Source organism: Mesorhizobium sp. WSM4806 (assembly GCF_055811635.1).
In genome coordinates this window covers 235,758-260,068 of record NZ_JBVVQZ010000003.1, presented here as the reverse complement: position 1 = coordinate 260,068, position 24,311 = coordinate 235,758, and the positions used below count along the sequence as shown (strand labels likewise).

Genomic DNA, 24,311 nt, shown 5'->3' with positions numbered 1-24,311 from the left:
GAGGGTGTATTAAAATCCTTGATTTTGTTGCGTTTTTCGTGGGCCAAAATCAGAAATCTTCCCGTATCGTTCCGCATGCTCCCGTGACGCCATACAGCCCATCCTAGCCTCGTTTGCAAGCGTTGGGAGTCATACTCCAGAATGACCGCATTTGGCAGGAAGCGGACCGGCTGCTGTCGGCTGATAGCCACAGAAATCAGACACGGGGCAACCTCGAAACACGGCGCCAGCTGCTCGGTGCATCTCTTCACGAACCTAGGGCTTCACCGAGGACCACAGATCGTTGAAGGCGATGGAATCGAAGCAGGCCGATCCTTGCTATCTTGCCGTTGTCGAGATCGAGGAACCAGGGATAGGTGTTGACGTATTGCTTGCCGTCCTTGGCGGTGCAGCTTTGTTAGTTCCCGACGCTCTTAATTCCGGAGGCGACCGCCGAATTGTCCGACGATTGCGAGACGTTGCTGAGCAGCGTGCACGACATCTCCTTGCTGCGGAAATTGAACCCCTGGCACGAATTTTCATTCGCACACTGCAAAATGCAGTCTGGATATCTCAGTTGCCCTGACCAGTAGGGATCGCCCGAAACTTCCGTGTTCTTTGCAAACACGAGATTCGAGTAATGGAGGTTGCTCTCCACGACCTTCTTGGCCGCCATGAACGAATCTTCGCTCTTCACAAGAATGGACGCGTCGCCTTTCATGAAGCAGGCCTGATATTTGGTATTGTACGTTACGGCTAGACACTTGAAATCGCGGTCGCACGCACTCTGGCATTCCTCGGCAGTGATGCCTCTTATGGGCATATTGGGAAAGTCGTTCCCGATAGCGTCCCATCCGGACACGACGACAAATCCACCATCGGGGTCCGGCCCAGTGCGCATTGCTGGTGGCTGGGGGGGCAACCCGGCCGTCTGTCGACGAGGATCTGTTGCGAAATCCTCGGCGGCAAAAGCCCGGCCGTCGAGCCAAGCACAATTCGTTGCCAACTGCTTTGCCGTGGCATCCGTCAAGCCGACTTGCGCTAAAGTTTCCGGTGTCGAGATAGGAGAGACCGGTTGAGCATCTGGACCTAGTCTGTTTACGAGCTCAACGTTCAGGTCGACCCCGCCAACCACTCGGCGCGAATAGCACCAAGCGGTGTCCCAGGAGCTGTCTTTTTCATCCTTGAAATGATGGCCTGAAATCAACTCCCATTTGTCTCCTTGGAAATCGACCGTCTTATTAGCGAACTTCGTAAAGTCCACGGTGACGACGTCGGGATCTTTTGGCGGAGCGGGCGGGACCGGCACTTGCGTCGGCCGTGGGGTGGGAACCGGTACGGTTGGTCGATCCGCTTTCTTTTCCACGGGCGTCTCAGGGGACTCTGTCCGCGGAAAAGTCGTCGGTGGTGGAGTTACTTGGGGCTTTTGCCAAAGTCCCAACTTTAAACCTAAGCCTATTCCAATTGCAGCCACTGCAATCGCGCCTCCGGTCGCCATCCGCCTGAGCGCCGCCGCTTTAGCGACTTTGTCCTGAGCAGCGGCCTCTGCCTGAAGCGTTGGAATTGCGGACCGCTTGACGACGAGGCCAACGGCTTGCTCAAGAAGAGCCGTATTATGCCGGACGAGCATTGCCCTGCCCCTTCATCGACAGCTTCACCAGATCGGCAACATCTGGCGGCAGCTCTTGGTTCAAAGTCGTTCGCAGGACCTCTGGATCATCAGTGAACAGCGGAACGTAGAGGATTTCTTTGACGACCTTTTCAATCTCGACGGGCACGTCGACACGCTTCTCGACTTCTTTCTCAACGATTTTTTCGACCGGCACTTCGATCGTACGAACGCGGCGCCACCGCCATCTCAACAGCATGCGGCGAATAAGAGACGACAGACGACTTTGCGACTGGACTTCTCCGCGAGCGGCTATCCGCTGCAGAGCGAGTGCAACCATCGCTGTGATTGGCCCTGCCAGAGCCGCGATCACCGCCAACGAACTAAACCAAATGACTGAGATCACACCTGCCTGTTCAGGTGTCACCTTCTCCGGCTTTACACCGTACCACCTGGCCGCAATTCTTCGGACTTGGTCGGTGCGCGCCATTGGAATCCGCTCCTTTTCCAGGGCCGCGAGTTCCTTGGCAATTTGATCCTGCCTAACCTGATTTTGCGCGGACACGGTCGCCTTGTTGGCTTCAGTGCTCTGGGCGTTGGCCAGCCTCTTACCCGCATCGTCGAGCCTTCTCTGCCAGCCTGCAGCGTCTGCATCGCGTGTCTGCTCAAGATTCGACCTCCGATCTGTTAGTTTTTGCCGCTGATCGGCTGTCATCGGCGGGCTGTTTGCGCGCAGCCGATCAAAATCGGACCGTAGAGACGCTATCTCCTGATCCAGCGGATCGATCTGGGCATCGAATTTGGCACCGATCTTGGATCGTGGATTTGCCAGCTTTGCGACCTCAGCTTCCAACTTCCGTGCTGAATCACTATCGCCCGAGTCTCGCGCCATCTTGATGCGTTCAACAAAGCTGTCGCGCTGGCGTTCAAATTGGTCGACGGCGCCCTTGATCTCAGCGTCGCGCTGCTCAATCAGCGATGATCGAACCGCATTTTTCTCTTCGATCTGGTCGCGCACACGAGACGCCTCCGGGGTAAGAGCTGTGGACCCCTGCAATTCAGCATCGACTTCCGCAATCTGTGTCTGAAAGCTGGCGCGGGACTTTTCCGACAGGGCAGTGATTTCGTCATACTCGGCGCGAGCCTGGTCAACCTGGTCAGATTTGCGTCCCAGCTCGTCCGCAGAGGCGAGCTTTGAAGCCTCCTGTTCAAGCGCGTCGATCTTGTTGACCAATTCCTCATAGCGGAGCTGACGAAGCGCGCCTGCGCGCTCCATGCCCATGAAGACCGTCTCGAAGGTGATACCGGCCAGGATCAAGAGGAAGACAAGCACAATGGGCTTCCAGATCCAGGATACGCTGAAAAGCAGCGTCGCAATCGGGATCTTAGTTAGCTCGGCAATCGCAACCATGAGAAATGGCGCACTCGCCAACGTCAAATCCATTGCAGTGACGGATTCGCTTGCCGCGAAGGCCTGATAACCAAGCGCAACACCGGTCGTGAGACCGATAGTTGCCGCCGCTATCTCCAGCGCCCACGCACCTCTATAGGTCCATTGCCCATAGGTCGCGAGCTTTTGGCTCATCGTCGTTTGCATTTTACACCCCCAACCCGTACCCCACTCGCGGATTCCGGGCATTACACCGAAAAGTAACTATGTTCGCAACTGTTCTTGATGCGTAACCGGCAAATATCGGGACTCGTAGTTAAAGCCGCCGCCAACCGTTTCTTGCCGGACTACTCTGCATGCCTGCATTCGGACCGTAGAACAGGTACAATGCACGATGACCTGCTTTTTGATCAACACTGATGCAGCAGGTCAGCACGAGCAGGAATTCAAACCTGCCATATCGGTCACGTGCGACAAGCAGAGGCGCAAATCATCGTACTTGGAGGCAATACGCTTGGCCTTGGTTCGTAACTCCTCCAGGCCTGACTTACAGACGAAGCCGCCCGGAAAAACACGTCATCTGGTCAAAGCACTGGGATTACGATCGACTCCATGTCACTGCAAGACAGACGTGCGGCCCGCTAACAAAGGTTGGAGGTGAACGCCTGCGCGTTCGCCGCCGCACCCGCGTAAAAGAAGACCCAACAACCTACGCATGCTTCCCCGCAAACCTTGTCGAAGCGGTAGGCAACGTTTCTCTCGGAATTTCAACGCGGCATCGACTCGTAAAACAAATTCATTTCTTCGTTGACGGCTTCCATAAACTGCGCAATTGTTCAGCAGGGGCATACTTGGCAGTAATATATTAGACTGAAAAACGTAGCGATTTAGTCGCGTGATCTTTGCTGCGTAGAGTATTTTGGGGATGGGGACTTCCATGAGGGCTAAAATCATAACACTGGTTACGGCAATTGTATTTGGCTACATGCCGTACGCCCACGCTGAATGCGTCGGTGAAGGCGACTACAGAGTTTGCACCGATTCCTACTCCGATCCTGACGGTGATCAACACATTCGCTCGTACGACACCGAGCGCAATAGCTACTCGATCGACACTGATACGCAGAAGCTGCCGAATGGCGGCCAAGAAATCACCAGCAGCGACAGCGATGGAAAATCCTATTCCATTCGCTCTTGGTCTGACAGCAGCGGTGTCCATTCAATGGACAGCGACGGAAACGAATGCACCATCACGCCGTCAGGCACCATCGTCGGATGCGGACAATAGGGCGCCGGTGTGAGGAAGCCCGCTGTCCTCGCGATCGCTAGTTGTATAGTCGCCATCCTAATCGCATGGTTGGCAGGGGTGCGCATTCTTGTAATCCAACCAATAGGGGCCATCCCTGATGGTGTGACTGCGATCGTCTACGGCGTCCCCAACCTACGCCTTATCGATAGTCCTGATGCCATCTGCCAGCGAACTCAAGGAGGCGTAAGCCTGCTTTGTCGGGGAATAACGGCGGCAGCGATTGCCAACCACAGCACTATCTTGGCCCGGCTTCCGTACAGCGAGATACTTTTTCGTCTAAGTGGCGCTCCTATTCTTGACAGATAGGGACAGGAGCCGCAGAGCAGTCGCTTTGCACGCGGTCCTTGCGCTATGCAGTGAAGCGGCGGCGGAGTCGAACTAAGTGATCAGATTCCGTTCACACTATCGAGAGCCGAAGGGGTCGGCAGATTAACAGTTAGCTATAACCAGAAGCTGTAGTTGAGAACGCGAAGTGTAACACCTCCGTCGCTGTCGTGATCGTACAGACCCCTCCCTATGACATCCAGCCCTTACCTGGCCGTTCGGTCAAATTGCTGTCTCGCATCTATAATCTCAAGGATCGATTGACAATAACAGGATATATCCGGCGTTGCGGGAAAGTCTACCAATTGCCAGCGGCCAAACTTGGCAGAACCTACCAGATGTGTTCTTCACTCTTGCGCCAATCCCAACTTTAGTAGATGTTAACTCAGCCTTGGGAGGGCTGGGGGATGAAAATAAAAGCATTCATGGCACTTGGTGCCACGGCAGCGCTGTGTGGCTGTCAAACAAGCAATCAAGCCGACTACATGCAAATAGGCTACGGGCCGAGTTTCGACGTAGCCCATGCTCAATGCGAAATGCAAAAGGGGTCGGTTGACCAAGGCTATATTGCTATCGGGTCTCCGGGCTTTGTTGCGGGAGCCGGAATTGGCAATGCCGTGGGCAACTTGGCTGCCGAAGACCAATATATGAAGAACTGCCTCATCCTAAGCGGGTGGAAGCGCGCCCCGCGTGGCCAGGGTGGCACGGCTGCTGCAGCCGTTGCTGCTGGCGCGCCACCGACGCCCTATCGGATACAGCGCGCGCCTGGCAGTTGGATCAATACGGCGTTGCTCGATTGGTCGTCCGCCAACAACAAGTGCATCGCGGGTGACAAGGCCGCTTGTGCTACTCGGGCGAAGCTTGGTGCGCAACTGAGAGCCGCCGGCATAAACCCGTCACCTGTATAAAGAGCGCAGCAGATGAAACGGCGAGTTCCGATCTGTTTCTGCATCGCTGTGGCGGTCAGCGGCTGCGCTGCGGACTACCTCAACAACTACGACACGGTGACGCTCGCGGCCGGCGATGCGAACCGCGCCAACAGCCTCGCGCAGACCGTGGACCCGTTTAATCCGAACAGCCAGAACACGCACATCGAGGGCGATGGCGCACGGGCTGTAGCAGTCGTCCAACGATATCGAGGTACGGCCCCGAGCGGTAGTGGCGACTTGGATTGTGCCGGTGGACAGGGGAATAGGCCGGTCGTCGTTGGACCCGTGACGATCAACGGCCCTGACACTAACAGGCTCGATGGTGACCACGACGGCATTGGGTGTGAGGGGAAATAGATTGTCCAGAGCGAGAGGGCTAGGCTGGCTCGCGGTCATTGCGTTGGTCGCTTACTACTATCCCGTTCCGCACCAACAACCGGACATTAGTCCGGCGAACCCGCAGGCTACAGTTCAGACAGAACCGGACACCAGCAGTCCGACCCAGATTGTTTCGCAAAAGGTTGAGGAGCAGGCCGCACCCGTTCAGCAAGGTAGTGCGGAAGTGCTTCAGGGTCGCGCATCTGCCGTTGATGGGGACACGATTGAGATCAATGGCACGCGCGTTCGTTTGAACGGTATCGACGCTCCCGAATATGACCAGCAATGCGAGGATGCGAAGCACTTTCGGTATTCATGCGGATGGGAGGTCAGAGCTTCCCTTGAAAAATTCATGGCCGCATCGAAGCCCATACGGTGTGAGTTTGTGACTTGGGATCAGTACGGACGCTTCGTAGGCAATTGCTACCGAGCGGACGGAGCCGACGTCGCGGCCTGGCTCGTCAAGAATGGGCTAGCGCTCGAATGGCCGAAATACAGTCAGGGTGCCTATGCAAGCCAACAGTCGGCGGCCAAGGCTGCTAAGCTCGGCCTCTGGAGAGGGTTCTTTGAGGAGCCTTGGACTTGGCGCGCTGAACAGGCTGCGAGATCCCGTCAACCTTTGGGCATCATTAGCAGCCAATCGCAAGCATCTGGCTTCTCATGTCAGCCGCGGCGAACGTGCCCGCAGATCAGTTCATGCGACGAAGCAAATTGGTATCTGGCCAACTGCTCTTGGGGCGGCAAGCTCGATCGCGACAAGGACGGCATCCCTTGCGAGGGCATGTGTTGAGCGTCGTTCGAACGAGTGCAGTGCGAGCGGCACTTCTATGTGCCGGGAGTTGCGTCGTGACTACAGCTAGCATGGCAGGCAAACCCACAATGATCTCATGCAACTTTGAGCATTTGCCGCCGATGCTAATGATTGTCCGCGGTGGGATGGGCGCGAATGACAACACCCTGCAAATCCGCCAAACGCCGCCGATCCCACTAAGCATCGGCTCGGGCTTGATGCTCGCCGAAGTTGGGGTTCAAGAATTTACATTTTCATTGCGGTTGCCCTCATCGGTATCGATTTCGGCGCCCGGAAACGAGACCCTGACGTACTATGGATAGTGCATCAGTTCGCTTCAGCCGTGAATACACGCGCGTGCAGCGCGGCCGGGACGCCCCGGACGCAATCTGCCGTCTGGAGGGAAGCGCGTGAGCAACAAGCGCTACCGCGATGTCGCGGACAACGAGTACAACCGGCGACGGTATCGCCGGCATAGGCGGCCGCCCGAACGGGCGCAATGGTGGGTTGGGCTGCTCGGGCTCCTGACGCTGCTGGGCATCGGTTTGGCAATCCAGATCGGCCCCGAGTTCACCAGTTGCAATATCAAAGGGAACATCAGCTACAACGGTGGCGAGAAGATTTATCACGTCCCCGGCCAGGAATATTACTCCGAAACGCGCATCAGCCTGTTGAAGGGCGAGCGATGGTTCTGCAGCGAAGAGGCCGCACGAGCGGCCGGTTGGCGCAAGGCGAGACGATAAGGAGATCTGGGGGCTCATTATGAAAGGCAAAGACAACAAACACGTCATAGGTTTCCGTGGAAGTAAGTTGAAACCTGGGGAGAGCATCAAAGCTCACCTTGAAGGCTGGATCGGCGAAATGATGGGAACTGGCCGCAATACACAACGTAACGGTCAATTCATACTAACGAACGAGCGAGCGTGTTTTTCCGCAAGGGCTTTGTGGGAGAAGTCTTTGAAACGATACCCCTCTCGAAAATAACTTCGGTCGAAACGCTTTCGGGCATGGGATACCGGGTGCTTCGGTTGCACACTTCGCACGACGATTTGGCGTTCAAAACGTTCGAGGTGAAAGAGGTTTTTGACGCCGCGTACTAAAGCCTAGAGTCACTGCGGCACCCGCCAATGAATGTGCATACCGCACCGACCGAGGCGCCTTCAGACCTTCTTTCAAAGTTGGGTCAATTGCGTGAAGCCGGTATCCTCACCGAAGAGGAATTCAAGGCCAAGAAAGCGGAGATATTGGCGCGGATTTAGTGACCGGCGCCACGGTCCCAAGATTGCATCGCCCCGCCAGATCATGCTTAGCTGCGGGTTAAATCAGCCGACCGCATCGTTCTAGACCTCGATCCGGGCGAGAGTGTCGAATGGGAGGAGGTTATCGCGACTGCGCTGGGGCTCCGCGACATCATGGAACCAGAAGGCCTAAAGAGCTGGCCGAAGGTGACAGGCGGCAAGGGTATTCACCTGATGGCACCGCTTGAGACGAAGATCACACACGATGATGCCCGGACCCTCGCGCGGACGTTCGCCCAACAACTCGTTCAGGCTCATCCTGATAGGTATCTCCTGTCCGCCGCACCTTCCGCTCGAAGGGGCCGTATCTTCATCGATTACCTTCGCAATGGAAGAGGCAACACGGCGGTCGGAGCCTTCTCCCCACGAGCTCGGCCCGGCTTCCCAATTGCCCATCCTGTGACTTGGAAACAGGTCGAGCGATGTATCCGCCCAGACGCCTTCGACATTAGTCGCCCATTCAGGGCGGCGGCAGCGTGATGTCGCTGCTGGGACGTGGTGCTTTTGTTCGGTTAGGCCGTGAACTCATAAACACCTCATGACAGGGATGGGTGGATTGTGTTGAAAAAGTCCGGGTTGCAGCAGTCCTGAAGCACTGATTCAATGTTCGTCGTAAGAGGAGATTGAGTCGATGATGGGCGAGCAAAGTGTGATGCAGGAGGAGCTGTTCTACGGCTTCAGCCTGGAGCGGCATGTGCCGGCAGATCACCTGCTCAGAGCGATCGACCGCTTCGTCGACCTGTCCGCCATCCGCCAGCATCTGGCGCCCTTCTACAGCCCGATCGGCCGTCCCTCGATCGACCCTGAGCTGCTGATCCGCATGCTGATCGTCGGCTATTGTTTTGGCATCCGCTCGGAGCGGCGGCTGTGCGAGGAGGTACATCTGAACCTGGCCTATCGGTGGTTCTGCCGGCTTGGCCTCGAGGGTGATGTGCCTGACCACTCAACCTTCTCCAAGACCCGCCACGGCCGCTTCCGCAATGCCGATCTGCTGCGCGAACTGTTCGAGACCGTCGTCCGGCGCTGCATAGCGGAAGGGCTCGTCGGCGGCGAAGGCTTTGCGGTCGATGCCAGCATGATCGTCGCCGACGCCCATCGTCAGCGCGGGATCGAAACGGCCGAGGACCTCAATCCTAAAGCCAAGCGGGCCGTGGCTGAGTATCTCGCCACTCTGGATGACGCCGCCTTCGGGGCCGCCACGCCGGTAGAGCCAAAGTTCGTATCGCCTGTCGATCCTGCAGCACGCTGGACCGCCTCTTGGGGCGGCCCGGCCGTCTACGCCTATTGCACCAGCTATCTGATCGACGTGGAGCACGCCGTCATCGTCGATGTGGAGCCCTCGACCGCGGTGCGCCAAGCCGAGGTGACGGCCGCCAAGACCATGATCGAGCGGGCGCACGACGAGTTCGGCCTCTGGCCGGAGCGGCTGATTGCCGACACCGGCTACGGCTCGGCCGAAATGCTGAACTGGTTGGTGCATGAGCGTGGGATCGAGCCGCACATCCCGGTGTTCGACCACTCGAAGCGCAAGGACGGCACCTTCTCGCGTGAGGATTTCGCCTACGACCATGCAAGCGATACCTACCGCTGCCCGGGCGGAAAGACGCTCAGGCAGCGCCAGAAGACCTATCGGGTGCCACACCCTCTCGTCGACGAGAATGGCATGATGCGCTATCGCGCCAGCAAGCTGGATTGCGACGCCTGTGCCCTGAAGCTCCGCTGTTGCCCGAAGGAGCCGGCGCGCAAAGTGCTGCGCTCGATCTATGAGGGTGCGCGCGACATGGCCCGCGATATCGCCAAGACCGATGCCTACCAAACCTCACGCTATCAACGGAAGAAGGTCGAGATGCTGTTCGCGCACCTCAAGCGCATCCTGAAGCTCGACAGACTGCGATTGCGCGGTCCCTGCGGTGCCCGCGATGAGTTCCACCTCGCAGCCACCGCCCAGAACCTCAGGAAATTGGCCAAGATCTGCACCACCCGGACACCAATCCCAGCCACTTAGGGCCAAGGAGCCGCCTCGACCCAACCGCAACTCGTCGCGGCGAAAAGAACGCCCGGCTTAATCACCGACTTCTTCAACACAATCGGTGGATTGCGGACATTGGTGAGTGCCACTAGGCTTCCCAGATGCTCTCGCTTTCCAAATTCACCTTGAGCCTCGGCCTCACGTTTACACTTCTCGCCTGCAGCGGGACATAGCTGATGCCGCGAGCGCTTGCCAGAGCCTCAACCAAGCATCAGAACGCGGCAAGCTGCAACAGCTTCTGTCATCAAATGGCTTCTCAAAGGACGAGCGGGCCTTTTTGTTGGCTGGTGCAGAACAGCGGCTAAAGGAGGTGCAGTCTCGCGCTCTCAACGCGCGTGGCGCTCAATGCGGGATCGGCGCAGTTCGAGCCCACATCCTCGGCTGCATGAACAGCACACTTCCCTCTGCTCTCCGCACAACTGCAGCGGACAGAAAGTCAAGCAAAGCGCTTTGGGGCCGGGCGGGCCTTTCGGCTCGTGGCGCAGTGTTCATCGGAATGTTTCACGCGTGCCGTGGAGGCGCCATGGAGACCTTCCTGTCTGACTGACTGAGCACCAATCCCCAATGGGCGTTTTCCTACCGAGACTTTATATTGTGGCGGAATCTGATTCAGGTTCAGCATGAGCTGATATGACCTGACCGATTTCGAATGGCGCGCGATCGAGCCGCTGTTGCCCAACAAGCCGCGAGGGGTACCGCGCGTAGATGAGCGGCGGGCCGCCACAATGTCCGCAGTGAGTTCCAACAAACCTGCGCTTGTAGTTGCTTCACCCTCGTTTGCCATTGTTAGATTCTCTTGGTTCCATCCGTCCTAATCAGGAAACACAGAGCGCGCAACCTTATCTGGCGCCCGGATGTTCCAAGGGAGGGCGTATTTCTTGATCAGACCCAACTCTAGCCCGGCGCTGCCGTGAACCGGAAGGCCATTCCACTCCATATCGCGTGGAAAGGCAGCGTAAACATCTATTCTAGGATACGCCGCCAACTCAGAAATGATCGTTGATGCGAAGGCTTGTCCGCTGCGAAACTGCGGGACGGCCATAGAAGCGGCTCTTTGTTAGGTTTGGCCGCGGTGGCATTTGGGGCGGCCGTGGCGACCCTTCTGGCCGAGGTTTGAACCTTGAAGCACACCGTAGGCATGTTGATAACGGATCCCGAGGGCGCGAGCGATCTCGGCCGTGGTCACCGGATTTAGCCAATTCGCGAATCTTTTCGGATTTGCTCATGCCGCCAAAGCTACCACCGGCCGCTGATTTGGTCGATGATGCTGCGGATCCTATCGGTCTCTACGGCATACCAGAGGCCACCGACGAATACGACGCACACGCAAACAGGGCCTACGTCATGCTGATGGACGAAGGCGCCACCGCGAGCGAGATCGCGGGTTATCTCTTCACCGTAGCCACCGAGCACATGGGACTAACCGACTGCGGACGGCTAGCTGAGAGAAGCTATCCGGTCGCCAAGCTACTCTTCAGTCTCCGACCTGAGTTCAGTACCCACTGATGCAGCGATTCGAGGCTGCCGGAGTGCAGCGCGGCCCTGAAGCAGGCCGTGATACGATCGCACTCGCGAATTAACGCTTCCCGGCGGTTGGCGAAGTTTGCTCATAGGGCCGTACTTGTTGAACCGATGCTGATCCAGATGTGCGAGCAGCGCATCGATTTGCCGCCCATCCAGCGCCTCGAAGGCTGTGCATATATCGATCTCGCACGCCTTCAGGATTTCGCGGGCGCGCTTCGCATTTTCATTCCGTTCATGCATCAGGGTAGTCTCCGATTATGGCGGCAGTCGCTTTGGTCAGCAGCATAATCGGTTTACCGCAGAGATTGCGAGACCGAAAAGCCAATCCGGGCGGCCTTGGCCGGGTGGCTACCGCTAGGCCGTGGTCGCCACCGCAACAGAAACCGGCAGGCGAGCCCGCTGAGAGCGAGCGCGCGGTCGAGACAATCTCCACGCTTCAGGCTGAGCCCCCACGCCTCAAGCCCCGGATCAATGTCGTGAAGGGCGAAATCCACCGGGCAGTCAACCAAGCGATCGCCGTCCTCTCAAACCGGGACTTTGGCATCTTCTCACGCGCAGACGAACTTGTTCGCCCGGTCACCCACCGCTCTCCCTCTCAGACCCTGACCGTTGCCAAGCAGGGCGAGAATATCAGCCGCGCTGACGGATCGGTGGTCGTCACAACCCTTACTGAGGCCGCGCTAACTGAGGCCCTAACGGAAGCAGCGCTGTTTATGAAGTTCAATCTGCGGGTCAATGACTTCGTTGCATGCGACTGCCCGCCTAAGGTGGCAAAAATGATCCTTGCGAGAAAGGGCCATAACTGGACCATGCCGCGACTGAGAGCGGTTATCAGCGCGCCGACGCTCCGGCCTGACGGAATAGTGATCAGCGAGCCGGGGTATGACGCTGAGACTGCCCTACTCCTTGTAGGTGAACGGCTCTGGCGGCATGTACCTGAAAGCCCGTCTAAACGCGAAGCTACGGAAGCTCTTGCCGTCTTGTCAGAACCGATCGCCGCGCTTCACTTCGTGAACGAAAGCGACCGCGCCGCTGCCCTGGCACTGCTGATCACCAGCGTTCTGCGCCCCAGCCTGAAAAGCGCGCCTATGTTCGCGGTATCCGCCCCATCTGCAGGCACGGGCAAGAGCCTTGTGGTCGATGTCGCGGCGGTGATGGCGACGGGTCGGCGGGCGGCTGTCATCACTCCACGCCGGACGAGGCGGAACTTGAAAAGAGGATAGGGGCGTGCGCGCTCGCTGGCGATCAGATCATGAGCATCGACAACGTCACCTGCATCCTGCGCAGTGACCAACTTTGCGAGATGCTCACGCAAGATGAGGTTCAGGTCCGCGTGCTTGGGTCATCAAAGAACGTCCGCATTCCCGCGACCAGCCTGATCTGCGCCACGGGAAACAATCTCACGGTCTGTGGTGATTTGAACAGGCGAACAATCCAAATCCGGCTAGACGCCAAGTGTGAGCGGCCTGAGGAAAGGCTTTTCGAGTTCGACGCGATTGACCTGGCCATGCGCAAGCGGCCCGAGCTTGTTGCGGCCGCACTGACAGTCGAGCGCGCCTACCTGTCGGCGGCCGCACCTAACAGAGCGTCACCCATGGGCGGGTTTGAAGATTGGAGCGATCTGATACGATCTTCCTTGATCTGGCTCGGGCTAGCTGATTTCCGGGGCGATGTAGCGGCTCAGAGAACAGCGGACCCGGAGAAGGACGAACTTGCCGAGATCATCGAAGCCCTGCCAAACGGGCCGTTCACGACACGGGAAATAGCTCTCCGGGTCGCCGATAGCCTGCCTCTCAAGGAATCGCTAGGCGGCTTCATCGAACGAAGCGGCGCATTTTCGTCCAAGCGCTTCGGGCGGTATCTAGCGCGATATGCCGGGACGCGGATCGGCGGGCGATGGGATTGAACAACTGCCTCGCGACAGCAACAGCAACAGCACCGTGTAGCGAGTGGCCGGGGAGGGTAACGATCATTCGTCGTCATTGTCTGATGATCCGGAACCTGAGTTAGCTGGCTGATGACCCCCGCACGCAAACGGCTTGCGAGCGGTTGTAGAGCTCTACCCAGCCCACCGGCTCTGCCCCATTCCATCTAGTGAACGACGCAACGGGAGCGGCGGCTATTGGCTGGCGGCCTCCCGCAGGCCGTCTTGTGTTGCCGACACGATTAGGCGACTTGCAGCGGACGTTTGACGTTGGACTTGATCGTGCGGAAGTTCAGGCCGGCGGCGGAGGAGTGAATCGGCCGCTGGGTCACTGGGCCGCAATCAAGTAGCGGCGGGTTTTTGCGTGGCGATGAGCTAGGAACACTATAGCAACTCCGATCGTTGATGGTTTTGATCGAGCCGCGGTCGTACCAGGCAAGCTGTTGAAACATTCCAACTGCCGGTTGGTAGACGCACGCCGCCGACGAGCATAGGTTTCTAATCCGTGCACCGGGCACACCACCCCGCCCACACCCCGTGCCTGGCGAACGACTGATCGCCCGCCGTGCCGAAAGGTGCGGCGGGCGCTTCCCGATCGCCGGGTTTTGTCGGCGCTCAGACCAGAGGCACGTCGCAGCGCGACCGCAGTTTCTACCTAGTGGAAGTCAATCTTTTTTGACGACTGCGAGGTGTGGCTTTGGAGACTGATGAGCGCAGGCGTGTCGATCTTGGACGCTATGCGCCTGGCGAGTTCCCGCAATTCGAAAAAGCCGTCAATACTCATTAGGCACAATGGTTGGCCTGACGAAGTGTCCCACCGCAAAGGTGCTTTGTCTTGCCTGTACGAAGATCCGTTCATCTCGCAAATGGCATCGTAAATCGCCTGTGCGATCGACATTTCGGCACGGATACGCTCTGCATCTTTGTGGCTAGTCACGAGAAGTTTCCCCCAAACCCGCGCTTCCCCTTAGCCGGTTTCATTAGAGGCCGCTAGATCACGCGGATGTGACGCGTCGGATAAAATCGATTGATATGGCGGAGGGAGCACGCGGGGCGTTTTGGTCTTGGCCGTATGTGAAAAATCGACGTTTTTGTCGACCCTTACCGCCTTGCCTTACGCCAGCCGGCCGCGCGCGCCTCGGCCTCGCTGCAGAACCAGCGCTCACCTTTGCTCGGCGTGATCACTGCCTCATCGTAATACTCTTGGCCCGGCAGATGGTAAATATGCTCACCCGAGTTCACGCTGATATTGCCTTTGACGTTGCAGCCGGAGCCGAGCAGACCGAAGCCGGTCGATTGCTCGCTGACGGTCTCGACCTTGTCGGCATTCGCATCCCGCCAGTCCCATGGTTGATCGAAGCGGCCCTGCCCAAACTCCGCGATGCGCGGCCTTGGCTGAGACTTGCTCGGCGGCAAATGCGCCGTTCGAATAGCGAGGCCAATCTAGAGCGAGGCCTTGTTCAACGAGCCATTTTCTGAACGCTTCGGCCGTCGGCGCGATCGCAGTTACCGACAAGACGCCCGTGCCGATCACGATCGACAAACCTGCAATGCAGCGGTCGCGAAGCTGCCAGGAACTTGTCCAAGGCTTGGGCAGCGCGGCGCCCGCATGGGGTAGTCAAAGCCCTTGGCGTCGCTGCAATATTGCCGGCTTTCCGGTGCGTCGATGCCATTGAAGCGGATGCGCTGGCCAGCAATCTCGACGCTGTCGCCGTCGATGATAGATGCCCGGCCTTGCATCGGCCTAGGCAGCGGCTCTGTCCAATTTGTTATCGTGCTCTGGAGGCCTTCGGTGCTCTGTTGGCCGGCGGTGCTCTGGATCGCGAATTGGGTGACTGCGGCGGCAAGCGTGCCGACGCCGAGGAAGATCAGCGCTAAGAGCGGTCGCGGCAGCCGCCGTGACGGCATTCTACGGCCGGCGCGTCTTCGCCACCGGTTACCCTGATCGGCACCCTGATATCGGTAGCCTTTGCCCACGCCCCTTCTCCCGGAATAGAGAATGCTTCCATTGCGGGCCAGAGTCCAGGCTTGCTCGGGCCTTTACCATGGCGTAGGCCGTGTGATGGTGTCGCTTCACGAGCGCGGCCCACTGCGCGAGTGCAATTGAATAGCGAGTCAGTCGTCTTCCATTTCAAGAGTCCGGTACTCGCCGCTTTCGTTGTCGTAGACCTCGACTTCAACTGTTGATCCGTACCGCCGAATGCTTTCAACGGTTACGTCTCGAAGTTCGCCAGCACCACCGTCAAATATCTCGATGTCCCTGCCCGTTCTAACAAAATTACCCTTGCCAATCTCAACCGTCTCGCCGGTCATCGTATCCGTCCCGTCCCAGAACTTCTCGGTTCCGGGCCGGAACGAAGAAGTCAGATCCGATGTTGATGTGCTTCCGGGGAACTGGCTGACCCAGTTCGCGCCACTTGGCGTCTTGGCAAGGACCCCTATGCGTCCGTCGACAAAGGCGCTGCATACGCCCTCAAGCCTTCGCCGCAGCGCAACACTGTTCGCTGGGCCTCCGCCTGCAATCTCGAGTCTGGAAAGAACCTCCAATGCCTGCAAGGCTTGTGTGACGACTGCTAGCCCATCGGGCCTAACTTCATGCTCTATGATTTTCTCAGAGGCTGCCGATGATTGACGGAGTGTCCGCCCTTTCTGCACCTTGGCCATTTGCGTCCCCCTTTGTTGATCGCTCGCGATCCTAGTACTCCTGGAACGCTGCCCTCAAACCTCGAGATCGAGGTCAATAACAGCACCAGGCGCTGGCTTGTGCGGTCCCCATTTTGCGATCTCTGCTTGGCCGCTCCTCAGGACAACGCAAACCTCTTGGCCGGGATCCACCTCGAAACCACCATAGCTGGGATAGCGTCCCCGATCTCGCGCAAAGAAACCAAAGATGCCAAGCCCGCTCTTGCCTCTGATTGTGCCAACAAAGGGCGGCTCTTCTGTTTTTGCGTCCTTTAGCGTGGCCATAGGGCCAATGAGAACATCGATGCTGCCTTCCATCTGCTTTTTGCGCACCGCCCTGACAGCGATCCAGGCTTTATCTGGCCGAGGTTTCGGCTGTGTCTCAGGCGTGCTTACCTGTCGAAATCCAAGGGCAACGAGAATCGAATTGACGCCGCTACTTCCACCTGCCAGCACGAGGGCCGTTAGAATTTGTCCACCCCAGTTGAGCGGCTTTTGAGCCTCCGGGCTGCTGGCGTTAACCAGAGCCGTCACCATGTCCAGATCGAAATAGTAGACGAACCACCAGGCGAGAAGAAAAGCGACCACAGGACGAACGGCGCGAGGGTTGAAAAGCTCAACGAATGGTCGCCACCGAAACAGACCTGCCAGTGCGGATTCGAGCAAGACTGCCAGCGCGAACAGCAACACCAGCGTTTTGGCCGCCGAGCCATACACGGACTCTGGAGCAGGGGTCGGGATCGGCCTGACTGCGACCTCAACCGTTTTCTTACCCTCGCCCTCTATCTCGCAGTCCACTTTTTCGCTGACGTTGGACTGCAAGGGTTTCGCTGTGTATTTCAGGATGTCCGTCGTGCCGGAAGTAACAACTTCCAAAGTTCCGTAGGCGAGAGTCGTGTCGAGAATAAATTTCTTCCCCTCAGCTCTGCCAATTTCGATCGACGCCCCGGGGGCCGACCGTTACGCTGGATTGGCATTGCGCCAATGCATCTGTCGCTTGGAATAGCGCAACGGTTAACGGCAACAGCAGGATCAATAAACCCGATTTCTTCGCCATCTTGACCCCCACGTCAACGTGTTTTCCAATTTCAAGACGAATAAAACGACTTGCCGACTAGATGTGTCGATCAATTTTCCGACAAGATATTTCTAACGCGTCTTGTCCCATGGAGTCTATGCCTTCGTGATTAAAACCTCGGCGCCACGAAACTAACTTCATCAATGGGATGACGGTGTTGTGAAGGAGGAGAGAGAACTACATGTTTGCCGGCGGCGGGATCCGGCGCACAATTTCTTCGGTTTGGATTGAACTTTACGTTGCCAGCGAGGACTCGTCCAAATAAATTACTGGGTTGCCCCCCAAAACCGCATTCGGGATCCAGCGACTTTGTACTCATATTTGAGGTCTGAGGGCTCATTCCCGGAATTCGTCATATCACCTGATCCTGTGAGTGTAGTTCGACTTTAGGCGGTCGCGCGAGCAGGAAGTTGTCAACAACTTTGCCGAATGCCAGAGTGGAGCGCACTTTTCCGACGACCTTCCCGGAGGTTGTTACATCTTGGATAGTAATCAGAAACGCCATTCAAACGTACATCCTCGGCATGGCACCAGTAATAGCAACTGTGTTTATTCGATAAACCTTCTGTATAGATCCTTTTGCATCTCGTAAGACCTGGTAGGAGCGGCGGATATTATCTTGAGCAATATCCTTTGAGGAAAGAATGCGGTAGTGTAATATCGTGGATGCAAGAACGTACCCTTCAGGGAAGCCTACGACTCGCGCAGGCGAGCACTACAAAGCCGTTCCGATTGGTCAGCAGGGATTGATTACGGTTTCTCGATCCAAAGGTGGCATGCTCGAGAGGAAAGGGCGGCGCGGTTGGGCATCTTGGCTGACATAGACTGGTCGACCGCGCTCGACGAAGTTGGGGCCGCTGTCGGGCTTGTGGCAACCCTCGCCGGTGCTGGGTGGGCCTTGCTTCAATATTGGCAGAACAGCCTAGATCAACGCGCCGAACGCGCGCGAACCAACGCCGTCGCCGCAGCCAACGAGATGGAGATGTTCAATCACGATATCGCTGTGCAATCAGCGATGAGCATGATTGATTATTGCGAGATGCCTGACACCCTGACGTCCGGCGCATCTCCGCCTTTCGTGAATCCGGTGCTATTTGCCAGCGCTCTCCGCAATCATGCCGACAGCATGATGAGCCTGACTTCCAACCAGAATGTGGAGAAATCAGAGCTTTTCACCATAGATGAGCGCAAGATAAGGGAGTTGATCGACGGTTATCTTGGTTGGTTGGAGAGGATCGATAATCTGATCGCGAAAGGAGTGATTGATGCCGATGATTTCGAAAGGCTCTTCCATTATTGGTTACAGCTAACGGGCGAAATTCCTCTGAAAGGAGACACGCTCACTCACTTTGACGACGAGCGCCGCCGCGCCCTTTGGCGATACATCCGAACCTACCGGTTTGATGGGGTGGTCAGGCTATTCGAGCGGTATAAACGCGCTGCAAAAGTTGAAACCGATCCAGACAAAGCGTTCGTACCGCGATGATCGCCGACAATACTCGGCTAGCCTCACGCCCCCGCTGCAACGGAGAAGACAACGCAGATCCTCTGATGTGGGGAAAGGCGGTAGAGCTCTGGCACTGCCATCATCAACCCAGCCTCATGAGCCGAACCATCTCATCCGCTCCAGCTGAACGACGAGTATCTCGAGCAAAATATTGCCCGACGATGCTTGCTGGAGGCGTTGCGAGGCTTGCCGCAACCACACGCCGAACGGCACTGGTGTGAAGGCTTGCCGGCAACCCGGATGCGCAGGCCATCCGATCTCAGGGCGCCCGCGGCCGTCGACGCTCAAGGAAACGGCGTATAAGCCGTAGTCCTGCGCGCGTCTGCAACAGCGAACGATTGTCGCGCGTGGGACGGAGGAAATTCGCCCCCGCCGCGGGCGGTGAACGGGACCGCCGTAGGAGCGTCAGCATAGCGCCGGCCGCAGGACGGGACGCGGGACCGACTGTCCCCGTCCGCGGCGGTCCGCATGTTGCGTCAGGATGGAAGCCGCCGCACGAATCGCATCCGGTTCAGGTTCTCGACAGTCGACCGCTTATTGGCGACGTTCCTCTGCCTTCGGCGACCAATGCATTGCGACCCCAAGGCTCCAGTTAACATCAATGAATGTGGGGAAGGTGGTACCGCTATAGCTACCATGTTCAACCATACCAATGTCACCTGCAGATGCATCCCATCCGCCGTGTTACGGGCCGCCACCGGTTACCGCGTCATCTTTCGCGCGATCTTCAATTGACCCTTTTGCACGTTGCAGTGTCCTAATTGCCGAACCAGCGCCCGGACGCCGTTCCCACATTGCTGTCGGTGCGTACATTGGCCCGCGCGATCACCTTGAAAGGAAACAACGCACGTGAATCAGAACGCTCTTATGCAATGCGCCGATCCAATGATATCAGGGGTTGCAGTCTGATGACTGTAGCACACCTGCTCGACATGGATGGGGTTCTGGTCCGTGGCGGCCAGCCGATTGCAGGCTCGGTCGATTATGTTGCCGCGCTGGTGGCCACCTGCAAGCCGTTTCAGATTTTCACCAACAACTCCCGCTTCACGCCGGAAGATCATGCCGAGAGTTTGAGGGCGGTCGGCTTCCCCGTACAACCCGAGCACATCTATACGTCGGCGCTCGCGACTGCCCGGTTCATGGCGTTGCAAAAGCCCGGAGCATCCGCCTATCCCATCGGCGACCATGGCCTGCGCGAGGCTTTGCGGTGTGCAGGCTGCCGGATCACGGAGTTTGCTCCCGATTTCGTGGTTCTTGGCGACACAAAATCGTACCACTACGAGCAGATCGCCTCTGGCGCCGAGCTTGTGGCGAAGGGCGCCTGGTTTCTCGCCACCAACCCGGATGCCACTGGCCCGACCGAGCGTGGCTTCCACCCGGCCTGTGGCGCGGTCGCAGCACTGATAGCAAGGGCCACCGGCCGTCACCCCTATTTCGTTGGCAAACCAAACCCATTCATGATGCGAAGCGCGCTGGAGCGCCTCGGAGTTAGTGCAGCCGATACGATCATGGTCGGGGACAGGATGGACACGGACGTGGTCGCGGCGTTGGAATCGGGCCTGAAGACAGCACTTGTACTTACCGGGGTGAGCACGCGGACTGACATGGAGCGGTTTCCATTCAGGCCAGACCACGTGATCGAGCGCCTCGCCGATCTTGGCGAGATTCTCATGAAGGAATGACGAGGCGGAATCGCAGCGCTGCGCGTTGGTGCAATTCGGTCGGTCTCCCTTCACGCGATTTCACCACCAGAAATACCCAGTGCTCCAAAGAGCCGTTGCCTTGACCTCCAATCCACACAATGTTGTATCTGGTTACCCACCGAAACGCCGACTTTTGCCGTCAAGAGCTGGATGAAGTCTTCAGGCTGAGGCACGGGATTTTCATCGAAGAGAGGGGTTGGCTGGGCCTCCAGCGCGAAGGCAGTCGAGAACGAGACCGATTCGACGATGAGCATGCCGTCACATGCCGCACATCGAAGGCGGCAAGGTGATTGGCTATCAGCGAATGCTGCCTTCAACGCGGCTGCATCTTTGTTACGCGTGATGCCGGAACTCTGCGAGGGAGAGCGCCCGGTTGGCCGCGAGACTTGGGACAAGGTGGGCGCATTCTGAGCCCGGTCGCCAATGCACTCCTCTCCGGAACCGTCGAATGGGGCACGGCTACAGGCGTTTCGGCACATTGTCGAAATGAACCCGCTTTGGCTCCTGCGGCTCGTGCAATTGCACTTCGGGTCAGGCCGCTCGGATTTTCCCGTGAAGTGGAGGTGATTTGTAATCGCTGTCGGAAGTTCCTCTTGGAAATGCGTCGAGTTGCCCGGCCGATTGCCATTTTTTCAAGCGGATTCGGCCCGCGGCGGTGATCGGCGGCCAACCGAAATGGCGAAAAGCGCGCGCATACGTCGGATCACGCGCCGGAGACCAGGGCAGGAATGGCCAAAGCGGCATTCGCCTCGTCAAGGATGGAGAAACTGTATCGCCCGTGCCCGTCAAGGCTGACCGAGTAGCTCAGGCGGTCGCGTATGTGGTTGTCCTGGTCGAAAGTGACGATCCGCGGCTTCAGCGAGGTGATCTGCGCTCGTCCAGTTAGATGGAGTTGCAGACAATGACCTGGTCGCCGGGCTGGCAGGTGCGGGCGGCAGCGCCATTGAGGATGCAGCACCGTGAGCCACGCTCGCCGAGAATGACATAGGTCGAAATCCGCGCACCGGAGTTCTTGTTCCATATCTCCACGAATTCCATGGGCAGGATCCCTGCTGCCTCGCAGTGGTCAGGGTCCAGCGTTATCGAACCATGGTACGCCGGCGGCATCGGCAAACAGGACGGCGCTGGCGCGCTCGGCGGGATTGATGCGGCGGCTGAGGATGTTGGCGGCAATGACAAGGCTCGCTCTGCCATGCAGACGGGTGAACCCGTCGGCGAACATCAGCGCGTAGATGAAGCCGGCGCAGGCGCCGGTCAGATCGACCGCGCCGGCGCGGCCGAGCCCCAGCCGATGTGCGACCAGCGGCGCACTGGGCGGCAGAAGGTGGTCGGGTGTCGAGGTGGCAAGCAACAGCAGGCCGGTGTCGCCGCGGTCGATGCCGGCATTTGCCAGCGCCATGTCGCCGGCATGCGCTGCAAGGCCCGACAGCGTGTCTTCGTCCGTTGCCCAGAATCGCGAGCGAATTCCGGTGCGCCGCTCGATCCAGCCAGGTTCGAGCCCGAGACGGTTTTCGATTTCCGGGTTCTCGACCTTTCGCCCGGGCGCATGGTGGCCAAACCCGAGAATACGCGACGATCTGCTCATGGCCTCGAACCGAAGCGTTCGCCAGCTTCCTCGATGGCGTCATAGAGACCGTCCAACTCGCCACCGGTGATGCAATAGGGCGGCAGAAGGTAGAGAACATTGCCGAGCGGGCGCACAAGCAGGCCGCGCTCGAGGAAGAACGCGCGCAGCTTCGGACCAATCTCAGCGAGATAACCTGCGGAATCCGTTCGCAGATCGAGCGCTGCGATCGTTCCCGTCGCACGGCTATCGTTAAAATATGGATTTTCGCGAAAGCGTTGAAGCCCGGCGGCCTGCCTCGCGCTCAAGGTCGCAATGCGCTCAGCCACCGGCTCGCTGCGCCAGATCTCGACATTGGCGAGTGCGGCCGCGCAGGCAATTGGATTGGCTGTGTAGGAGCTCGAATGAAAGAAGGTCTTCTTCCGGTCCTCGGAATAGTGGGCCTGGAAGATGGCGTCGGTGGCAAGCGTGGCCGCCAGCGGGATCACGCCGCCGGTCAGGCCTTTCGAGGTGCACAATATGTCCGGTGAGATGGACGCCTGCTCGCAGGCGAACATGGTTCCGGTGCGCCCCCAGCCGGTCATCACCTCGTCGGCGATCAGCAGCGTGCCGGAGGTTTCGGCGATCTTTTTCAACTCCGACAGTACCCAGGCCGGATACATCAGCATGCCACCGGCGCCGAGCACCAGCGGTTCGACGATCAGCGCGGCAGCGCGCCGGTCGCGGGAGACTGCTTCGAAACGATCCAGCGTTTCCTGCTCGCGCCCCGCGGCCGGGAAGGGGATGGTGTCGACCTCGAACAGCAAGGGCTCGTAGGCGGCGTTGAACACGCCACGGGCGCCAACGCTCATCGTGCCGATGGTGTCGCCATGGTAGCTGTGCTCCATGACGACGATGCGCGAACGCGGCGCGCCGATGTTGCAAAAATAGCCGAGCGCCATCTTCAGTGCGACCTCGACGCAGGTCGAGCCGCTGTCGGAATAGAACACCCGGTCGAGGCCGGAGGGAGCGAGGCCGACAAGCGCCTCGGCCAGGCCTTCGGCCGGCTCGTGGGTAAAGCTGACCTGCCCCTGAACTTTCATCCAGCCGCGATTAGAGTTCCGACCGTTTCTGTTACGCCGTGAGGCGCGGGTTGAGCAACCGGCGGAGGCGCGGAGCCTTCAACTTACACAGCGCTGGAGCCGGTTGCGGCGAGGATCTCGGCGTAGGCTGCCGGGGTCCGATAGCTGAGCGAGGAGTGCGGCCTCGCTGTGTTGAAGTCTTCCCTCCATTCCGAGATGGCGTTGCGCGCGTGAGCGAGGCCGAAGAACAGGCTTTCGTTCAACAACTCGTCGCGCATTCGCCCGTTGAAGCTCTCGACATAGCCGTTCTGCATCGGCTTGCCTGGCGCGATGTAGTGCCATTCCACCTTGTGGTCCTTCGACCAGGCGAGGATCGCGTTCGAGGTGAACTCGGTGCCATGGTCGGAGACGATCATACCCGGCTTGCCGCGGCGGCCGATCAGATCGGTCAATTCGCGCGCGACACGTCGGCCGGAGATCGAGGTGTCTGGGATCGCTGCCAGACATTCGCGTGTCACGTCATCGACGATGTTGAGCACGCGGAAACGACGGCCGCAGGCGAACTGGTCATGCACGAAATCCAGCGACCAGCGCGCGTTCGGTCGCGCCTCGACCAGGATTGGGGCCCGCGTGCCGACGGCGCGCCGGCGCGACCGGCGCTTGCGCACCGCCAGCCCTTCCTCGCGGTAGAGCCGATAGATGCGGTTGATCCCTGACGACTCGCCCTCGCGCCGGAGCAGGATGAACAGCCGCCGATAGCCGAAGCGTCGGCGCTCGTTGGCGAGCTCGCGCAATCTGCCGCGCAGCTCCGTCTCCGGCGGCCGGCAGGAACGGTAGCGGATCATCTTTCGATCGGCGCCGATGATCGTGCAGGCCCGCCGCTCCGACAGGTCCATGGCGGACCTCAGATGCGCGACGGCGTCGCGTTTTGCAGCGGGCCCTACCATTTTTTTGACAGAAGCTCGCGCAGTGCCGCCGCATCCAGCATCTGCTCGGCCAGCAGCTTCTTCAGCTTAGCGTTCTCCTCCTCCAGCGCCTTCAGCCGTTTGGCATCGGAGACGTCCATGCTGCCATATTTGGCTTTCCAATTGTAAAAGGTCGCATCGGAAATGCCGTGCTTGCGGCAGACATCCGCCACCTTCGCACCGGCTTCCTGCTCGCGCAAAACCGCGATGATTTGTTCTTCCGTAAATCGCTTTCGCTTCATCCGTCCGTCCTTCAAACGAGGCCGGA

21 protein-coding genes and 4 pseudogenes are annotated in these 24,311 nt (G+C 58.5%); 14 read left to right on the top strand and 11 right to left on the bottom strand.

Annotated elements, in window-relative coordinates:
- Positions 1-397: 397 nt before the first annotated feature.
- Both AC0L2M_RS06680 and AC0L2M_RS06675 read right to left on the bottom strand, forming a co-directional pair.
- Positions 398-1,609 carry a PAN domain-containing protein gene (locus tag AC0L2M_RS06680; RefSeq protein ID WP_473534394.1) on the bottom strand — a complete coding sequence of 404 codons (1,212 nt, stop codon included), beginning with the start codon at positions 1,607-1,609 and terminating at the stop codon, positions 398-400.
- Entirely contained in the window at positions 1,593-3,185 is a 1,593-nt protein-coding gene (locus tag AC0L2M_RS06675; protein ID WP_473534393.1) for a hypothetical protein, read from the bottom strand. Before AC0L2M_RS06675 ends, AC0L2M_RS06680 begins: the two co-directional genes overlap by 17 nt.
- Before the next feature lie 730 nt (positions 3,186-3,915).
- Here AC0L2M_RS06675 and AC0L2M_RS06670 point away from each other — a divergent pair.
- From AC0L2M_RS06670 to AC0L2M_RS06615, 12 genes and pseudogenes are all read left to right on the top strand, one after another.
- The gene (locus AC0L2M_RS06670) at positions 3,916-4,266 is read left to right on the top strand and encodes a hypothetical protein (RefSeq protein ID WP_473534392.1); all 351 of its coding nucleotides are present in this window, start codon (positions 3,916-3,918) and stop codon (positions 4,264-4,266) included.
- 752 nt (positions 4,267-5,018) lie between these two features.
- Positions 5,019-5,519 (top strand): hypothetical protein, encoded by a 501-nt coding sequence (locus AC0L2M_RS06665; RefSeq protein WP_473534391.1) that lies wholly within the window; start codon positions 5,019-5,021, stop codon positions 5,517-5,519.
- 421 nt (positions 5,520-5,940) lie between these two features.
- On the top strand, positions 5,941-6,708 hold the full coding sequence (locus AC0L2M_RS06660) for a thermonuclease family protein (protein WP_473534390.1): 768 nt from the start codon (positions 5,941-5,943) through the stop codon (positions 6,706-6,708).
- Between the two features lie 56 nt (positions 6,709-6,764).
- Entirely contained in the window at positions 6,765-7,031 is a 267-nt protein-coding gene (locus AC0L2M_RS06655) for a hypothetical protein (protein ID WP_473534389.1), read from the top strand.
- Positions 7,032-7,118: 87 nt separating this feature from the next.
- On the top strand, positions 7,119-7,451 hold the full coding sequence (locus AC0L2M_RS06650; RefSeq protein ID WP_473534388.1) for a sunset domain-containing protein: 333 nt from the start codon (positions 7,119-7,121) through the stop codon (positions 7,449-7,451).
- A gap of 384 nt (positions 7,452-7,835) precedes the next feature.
- Positions 7,836-7,967: an SHOCT domain-containing protein gene (locus AC0L2M_RS06645; protein ID WP_473534387.1), complete on the top strand. Its 132-nt coding sequence runs from the start codon at positions 7,836-7,838 to the stop codon at positions 7,965-7,967.
- 51 nt (positions 7,968-8,018) lie between these two features.
- Positions 8,019-8,486 (top strand): non-homologous end-joining DNA ligase LigD, encoded by a 468-nt coding sequence (gene ligD, locus AC0L2M_RS06640; RefSeq protein WP_473534493.1) that lies wholly within the window; start codon positions 8,019-8,021, stop codon positions 8,484-8,486.
- A 151-nt stretch (positions 8,487-8,637) separates the two neighbouring features.
- Positions 8,638-10,011, top strand: coding sequence for a transposase (locus tag AC0L2M_RS06635; RefSeq protein WP_473534386.1), 1,374 nt, complete (start codon positions 8,638-8,640; stop codon positions 10,009-10,011).
- Positions 10,012-10,670: 659 nt separating this feature from the next.
- Positions 10,671-10,751, top strand: a pseudogene (locus tag AC0L2M_RS06630) (IS5/IS1182 family transposase); the annotation flags it as partial.
- Positions 10,752-11,259: 508 nt separating this feature from the next.
- Entirely contained in the window at positions 11,260-11,541 is a 282-nt protein-coding gene (locus tag AC0L2M_RS06625) for a hypothetical protein (protein ID WP_473534385.1), read from the top strand.
- Between the two features lie 494 nt (positions 11,542-12,035).
- Positions 12,036-12,782, top strand: a complete 747-nt coding sequence (locus tag AC0L2M_RS06620) for a hypothetical protein (RefSeq protein WP_473534384.1) — start codon at positions 12,036-12,038, stop codon at positions 12,780-12,782.
- A gap of 29 nt (positions 12,783-12,811) precedes the next feature.
- Entirely contained in the window at positions 12,812-13,465 is a 654-nt protein-coding gene (locus AC0L2M_RS06615; RefSeq protein ID WP_473534383.1) for a hypothetical protein, read from the top strand.
- 1,119 nt (positions 13,466-14,584) lie between these two features.
- Here the strand turns inward: AC0L2M_RS06615 and AC0L2M_RS06610 are convergent.
- The 4 genes from AC0L2M_RS06610 to AC0L2M_RS06595 all read right to left on the bottom strand — a co-directional run bounded on the left by AC0L2M_RS06610 (position 14,585) and on the right by AC0L2M_RS06595 (position 17,041).
- Positions 14,585-14,899, bottom strand: coding sequence for a sunset domain-containing protein (locus AC0L2M_RS06610; RefSeq protein ID WP_473534382.1), 315 nt, complete (start codon positions 14,897-14,899; stop codon positions 14,585-14,587).
- 114 nt (positions 14,900-15,013) lie between these two features.
- On the bottom strand, positions 15,014-15,460 hold the full coding sequence (locus AC0L2M_RS06605) for a thermonuclease family protein (protein WP_473534381.1): 447 nt from the start codon (positions 15,458-15,460) through the stop codon (positions 15,014-15,016).
- A 138-nt stretch (positions 15,461-15,598) separates the two neighbouring features.
- The gene (locus AC0L2M_RS06600) at positions 15,599-16,147 is read right to left on the bottom strand and encodes a DUF5334 family protein (protein WP_473534380.1); all 549 of its coding nucleotides are present in this window, start codon (positions 16,145-16,147) and stop codon (positions 15,599-15,601) included.
- A gap of 54 nt (positions 16,148-16,201) precedes the next feature.
- Positions 16,202-17,041 (bottom strand): hypothetical protein, encoded by an 840-nt coding sequence (locus AC0L2M_RS06595; protein ID WP_473534379.1) that lies wholly within the window; start codon positions 17,039-17,041, stop codon positions 16,202-16,204.
- A gap of 1,013 nt (positions 17,042-18,054) precedes the next feature.
- Between AC0L2M_RS06595 and AC0L2M_RS06590 the strand changes: the two genes are divergently transcribed.
- Together AC0L2M_RS06590 and AC0L2M_RS06585 are read left to right on the top strand one after the other, a co-directional pair.
- The gene (locus tag AC0L2M_RS06590) at positions 18,055-18,729 is read left to right on the top strand and encodes a hypothetical protein (protein WP_473534378.1); all 675 of its coding nucleotides are present in this window, start codon (positions 18,055-18,057) and stop codon (positions 18,727-18,729) included.
- Between the two features lie 782 nt (positions 18,730-19,511).
- Positions 19,512-20,432 (top strand): HAD-IIA family hydrolase, encoded by a 921-nt coding sequence (locus AC0L2M_RS06585; protein WP_473534377.1) that lies wholly within the window; start codon positions 19,512-19,514, stop codon positions 20,430-20,432.
- Positions 20,433-20,482: 50 nt separating this feature from the next.
- On the opposite strand, the gene AC0L2M_RS06580 is transcribed toward AC0L2M_RS06585, so the two are convergent.
- From AC0L2M_RS06580 to AC0L2M_RS06560, 5 genes and pseudogenes are all read right to left on the bottom strand, one after another.
- Positions 20,483-20,707 (bottom strand): hypothetical protein, encoded by a 225-nt coding sequence (locus AC0L2M_RS06580; RefSeq protein ID WP_473534376.1) that lies wholly within the window; start codon positions 20,705-20,707, stop codon positions 20,483-20,485.
- A gap of 449 nt (positions 20,708-21,156) precedes the next feature.
- A pseudogene (locus AC0L2M_RS06575) lies at positions 21,157-21,560 on the bottom strand (aspartate 1-decarboxylase).
- Positions 21,550-22,038: pseudogene (locus AC0L2M_RS06570) on the bottom strand (3-oxoacyl-ACP synthase); the annotation flags it as partial. The pseudogenes AC0L2M_RS06575 and AC0L2M_RS06570, both read right to left, overlap by 11 nt.
- A complete protein-coding gene (bioA, locus tag AC0L2M_RS06565; protein ID WP_473534375.1) occupies positions 22,035-23,099 on the bottom strand; it encodes an adenosylmethionine--8-amino-7-oxononanoate transaminase in 1,065 nt (354 codons plus the stop codon). The pseudogene AC0L2M_RS06570 and the gene bioA, both read right to left, overlap by 4 nt.
- A pseudogene (locus tag AC0L2M_RS06560) lies at positions 23,096-24,285 on the bottom strand (IS3 family transposase). Before AC0L2M_RS06560 ends, bioA begins: the two are co-directional and overlap by 4 nt.
- Between the last annotated feature and the right edge of the window lie 26 nt (positions 24,286-24,311).

Bases quoted from the DNA above. Each gene is read 5' to 3' on its own strand.
- AC0L2M_RS06635 (WP_473534386.1), top strand. From the start codon at position 8,638: ATGATGGGCGAGCAAAGTGTGATGCAGGAGGAGCTGTTCTACGGCTTC.
- AC0L2M_RS06580 (WP_473534376.1), bottom strand. From the start codon at position 20,707: ATGCTCATCGTCGAATCGGTCTCGTTCTCGACTGCCTTCGCGCTGGAG.
- AC0L2M_RS06625 (WP_473534385.1), top strand. From the start codon at position 11,260: ATGCCGCCAAAGCTACCACCGGCCGCTGATTTGGTCGATGATGCTGCG.
- AC0L2M_RS06600 (WP_473534380.1), bottom strand. From the start codon at position 16,147: ATGGCCAAGGTGCAGAAAGGGCGGACACTCCGTCAATCATCGGCAGCC.
- bioA (WP_473534375.1), bottom strand. From the start codon at position 23,099: ATGAAAGTTCAGGGGCAGGTCAGCTTTACCCACGAGCCGGCCGAAGGC.
- AC0L2M_RS06680 (WP_473534394.1), bottom strand. From the start codon at position 1,609: ATGCTCGTCCGGCATAATACGGCTCTTCTTGAGCAAGCCGTTGGCCTC.
- AC0L2M_RS06665 (WP_473534391.1), top strand. From the start codon at position 5,019: ATGAAAATAAAAGCATTCATGGCACTTGGTGCCACGGCAGCGCTGTGT.
- AC0L2M_RS06615 (WP_473534383.1), top strand. From the start codon at position 12,812: ATGAGCATCGACAACGTCACCTGCATCCTGCGCAGTGACCAACTTTGC.
- AC0L2M_RS06645 (WP_473534387.1), top strand. From the start codon at position 7,836: ATGAATGTGCATACCGCACCGACCGAGGCGCCTTCAGACCTTCTTTCA.
- AC0L2M_RS06670 (WP_473534392.1), top strand. From the start codon at position 3,916: ATGAGGGCTAAAATCATAACACTGGTTACGGCAATTGTATTTGGCTAC.
- AC0L2M_RS06675 (WP_473534393.1), bottom strand. From the start codon at position 3,185: ATGCAAACGACGATGAGCCAAAAGCTCGCGACCTATGGGCAATGGACC.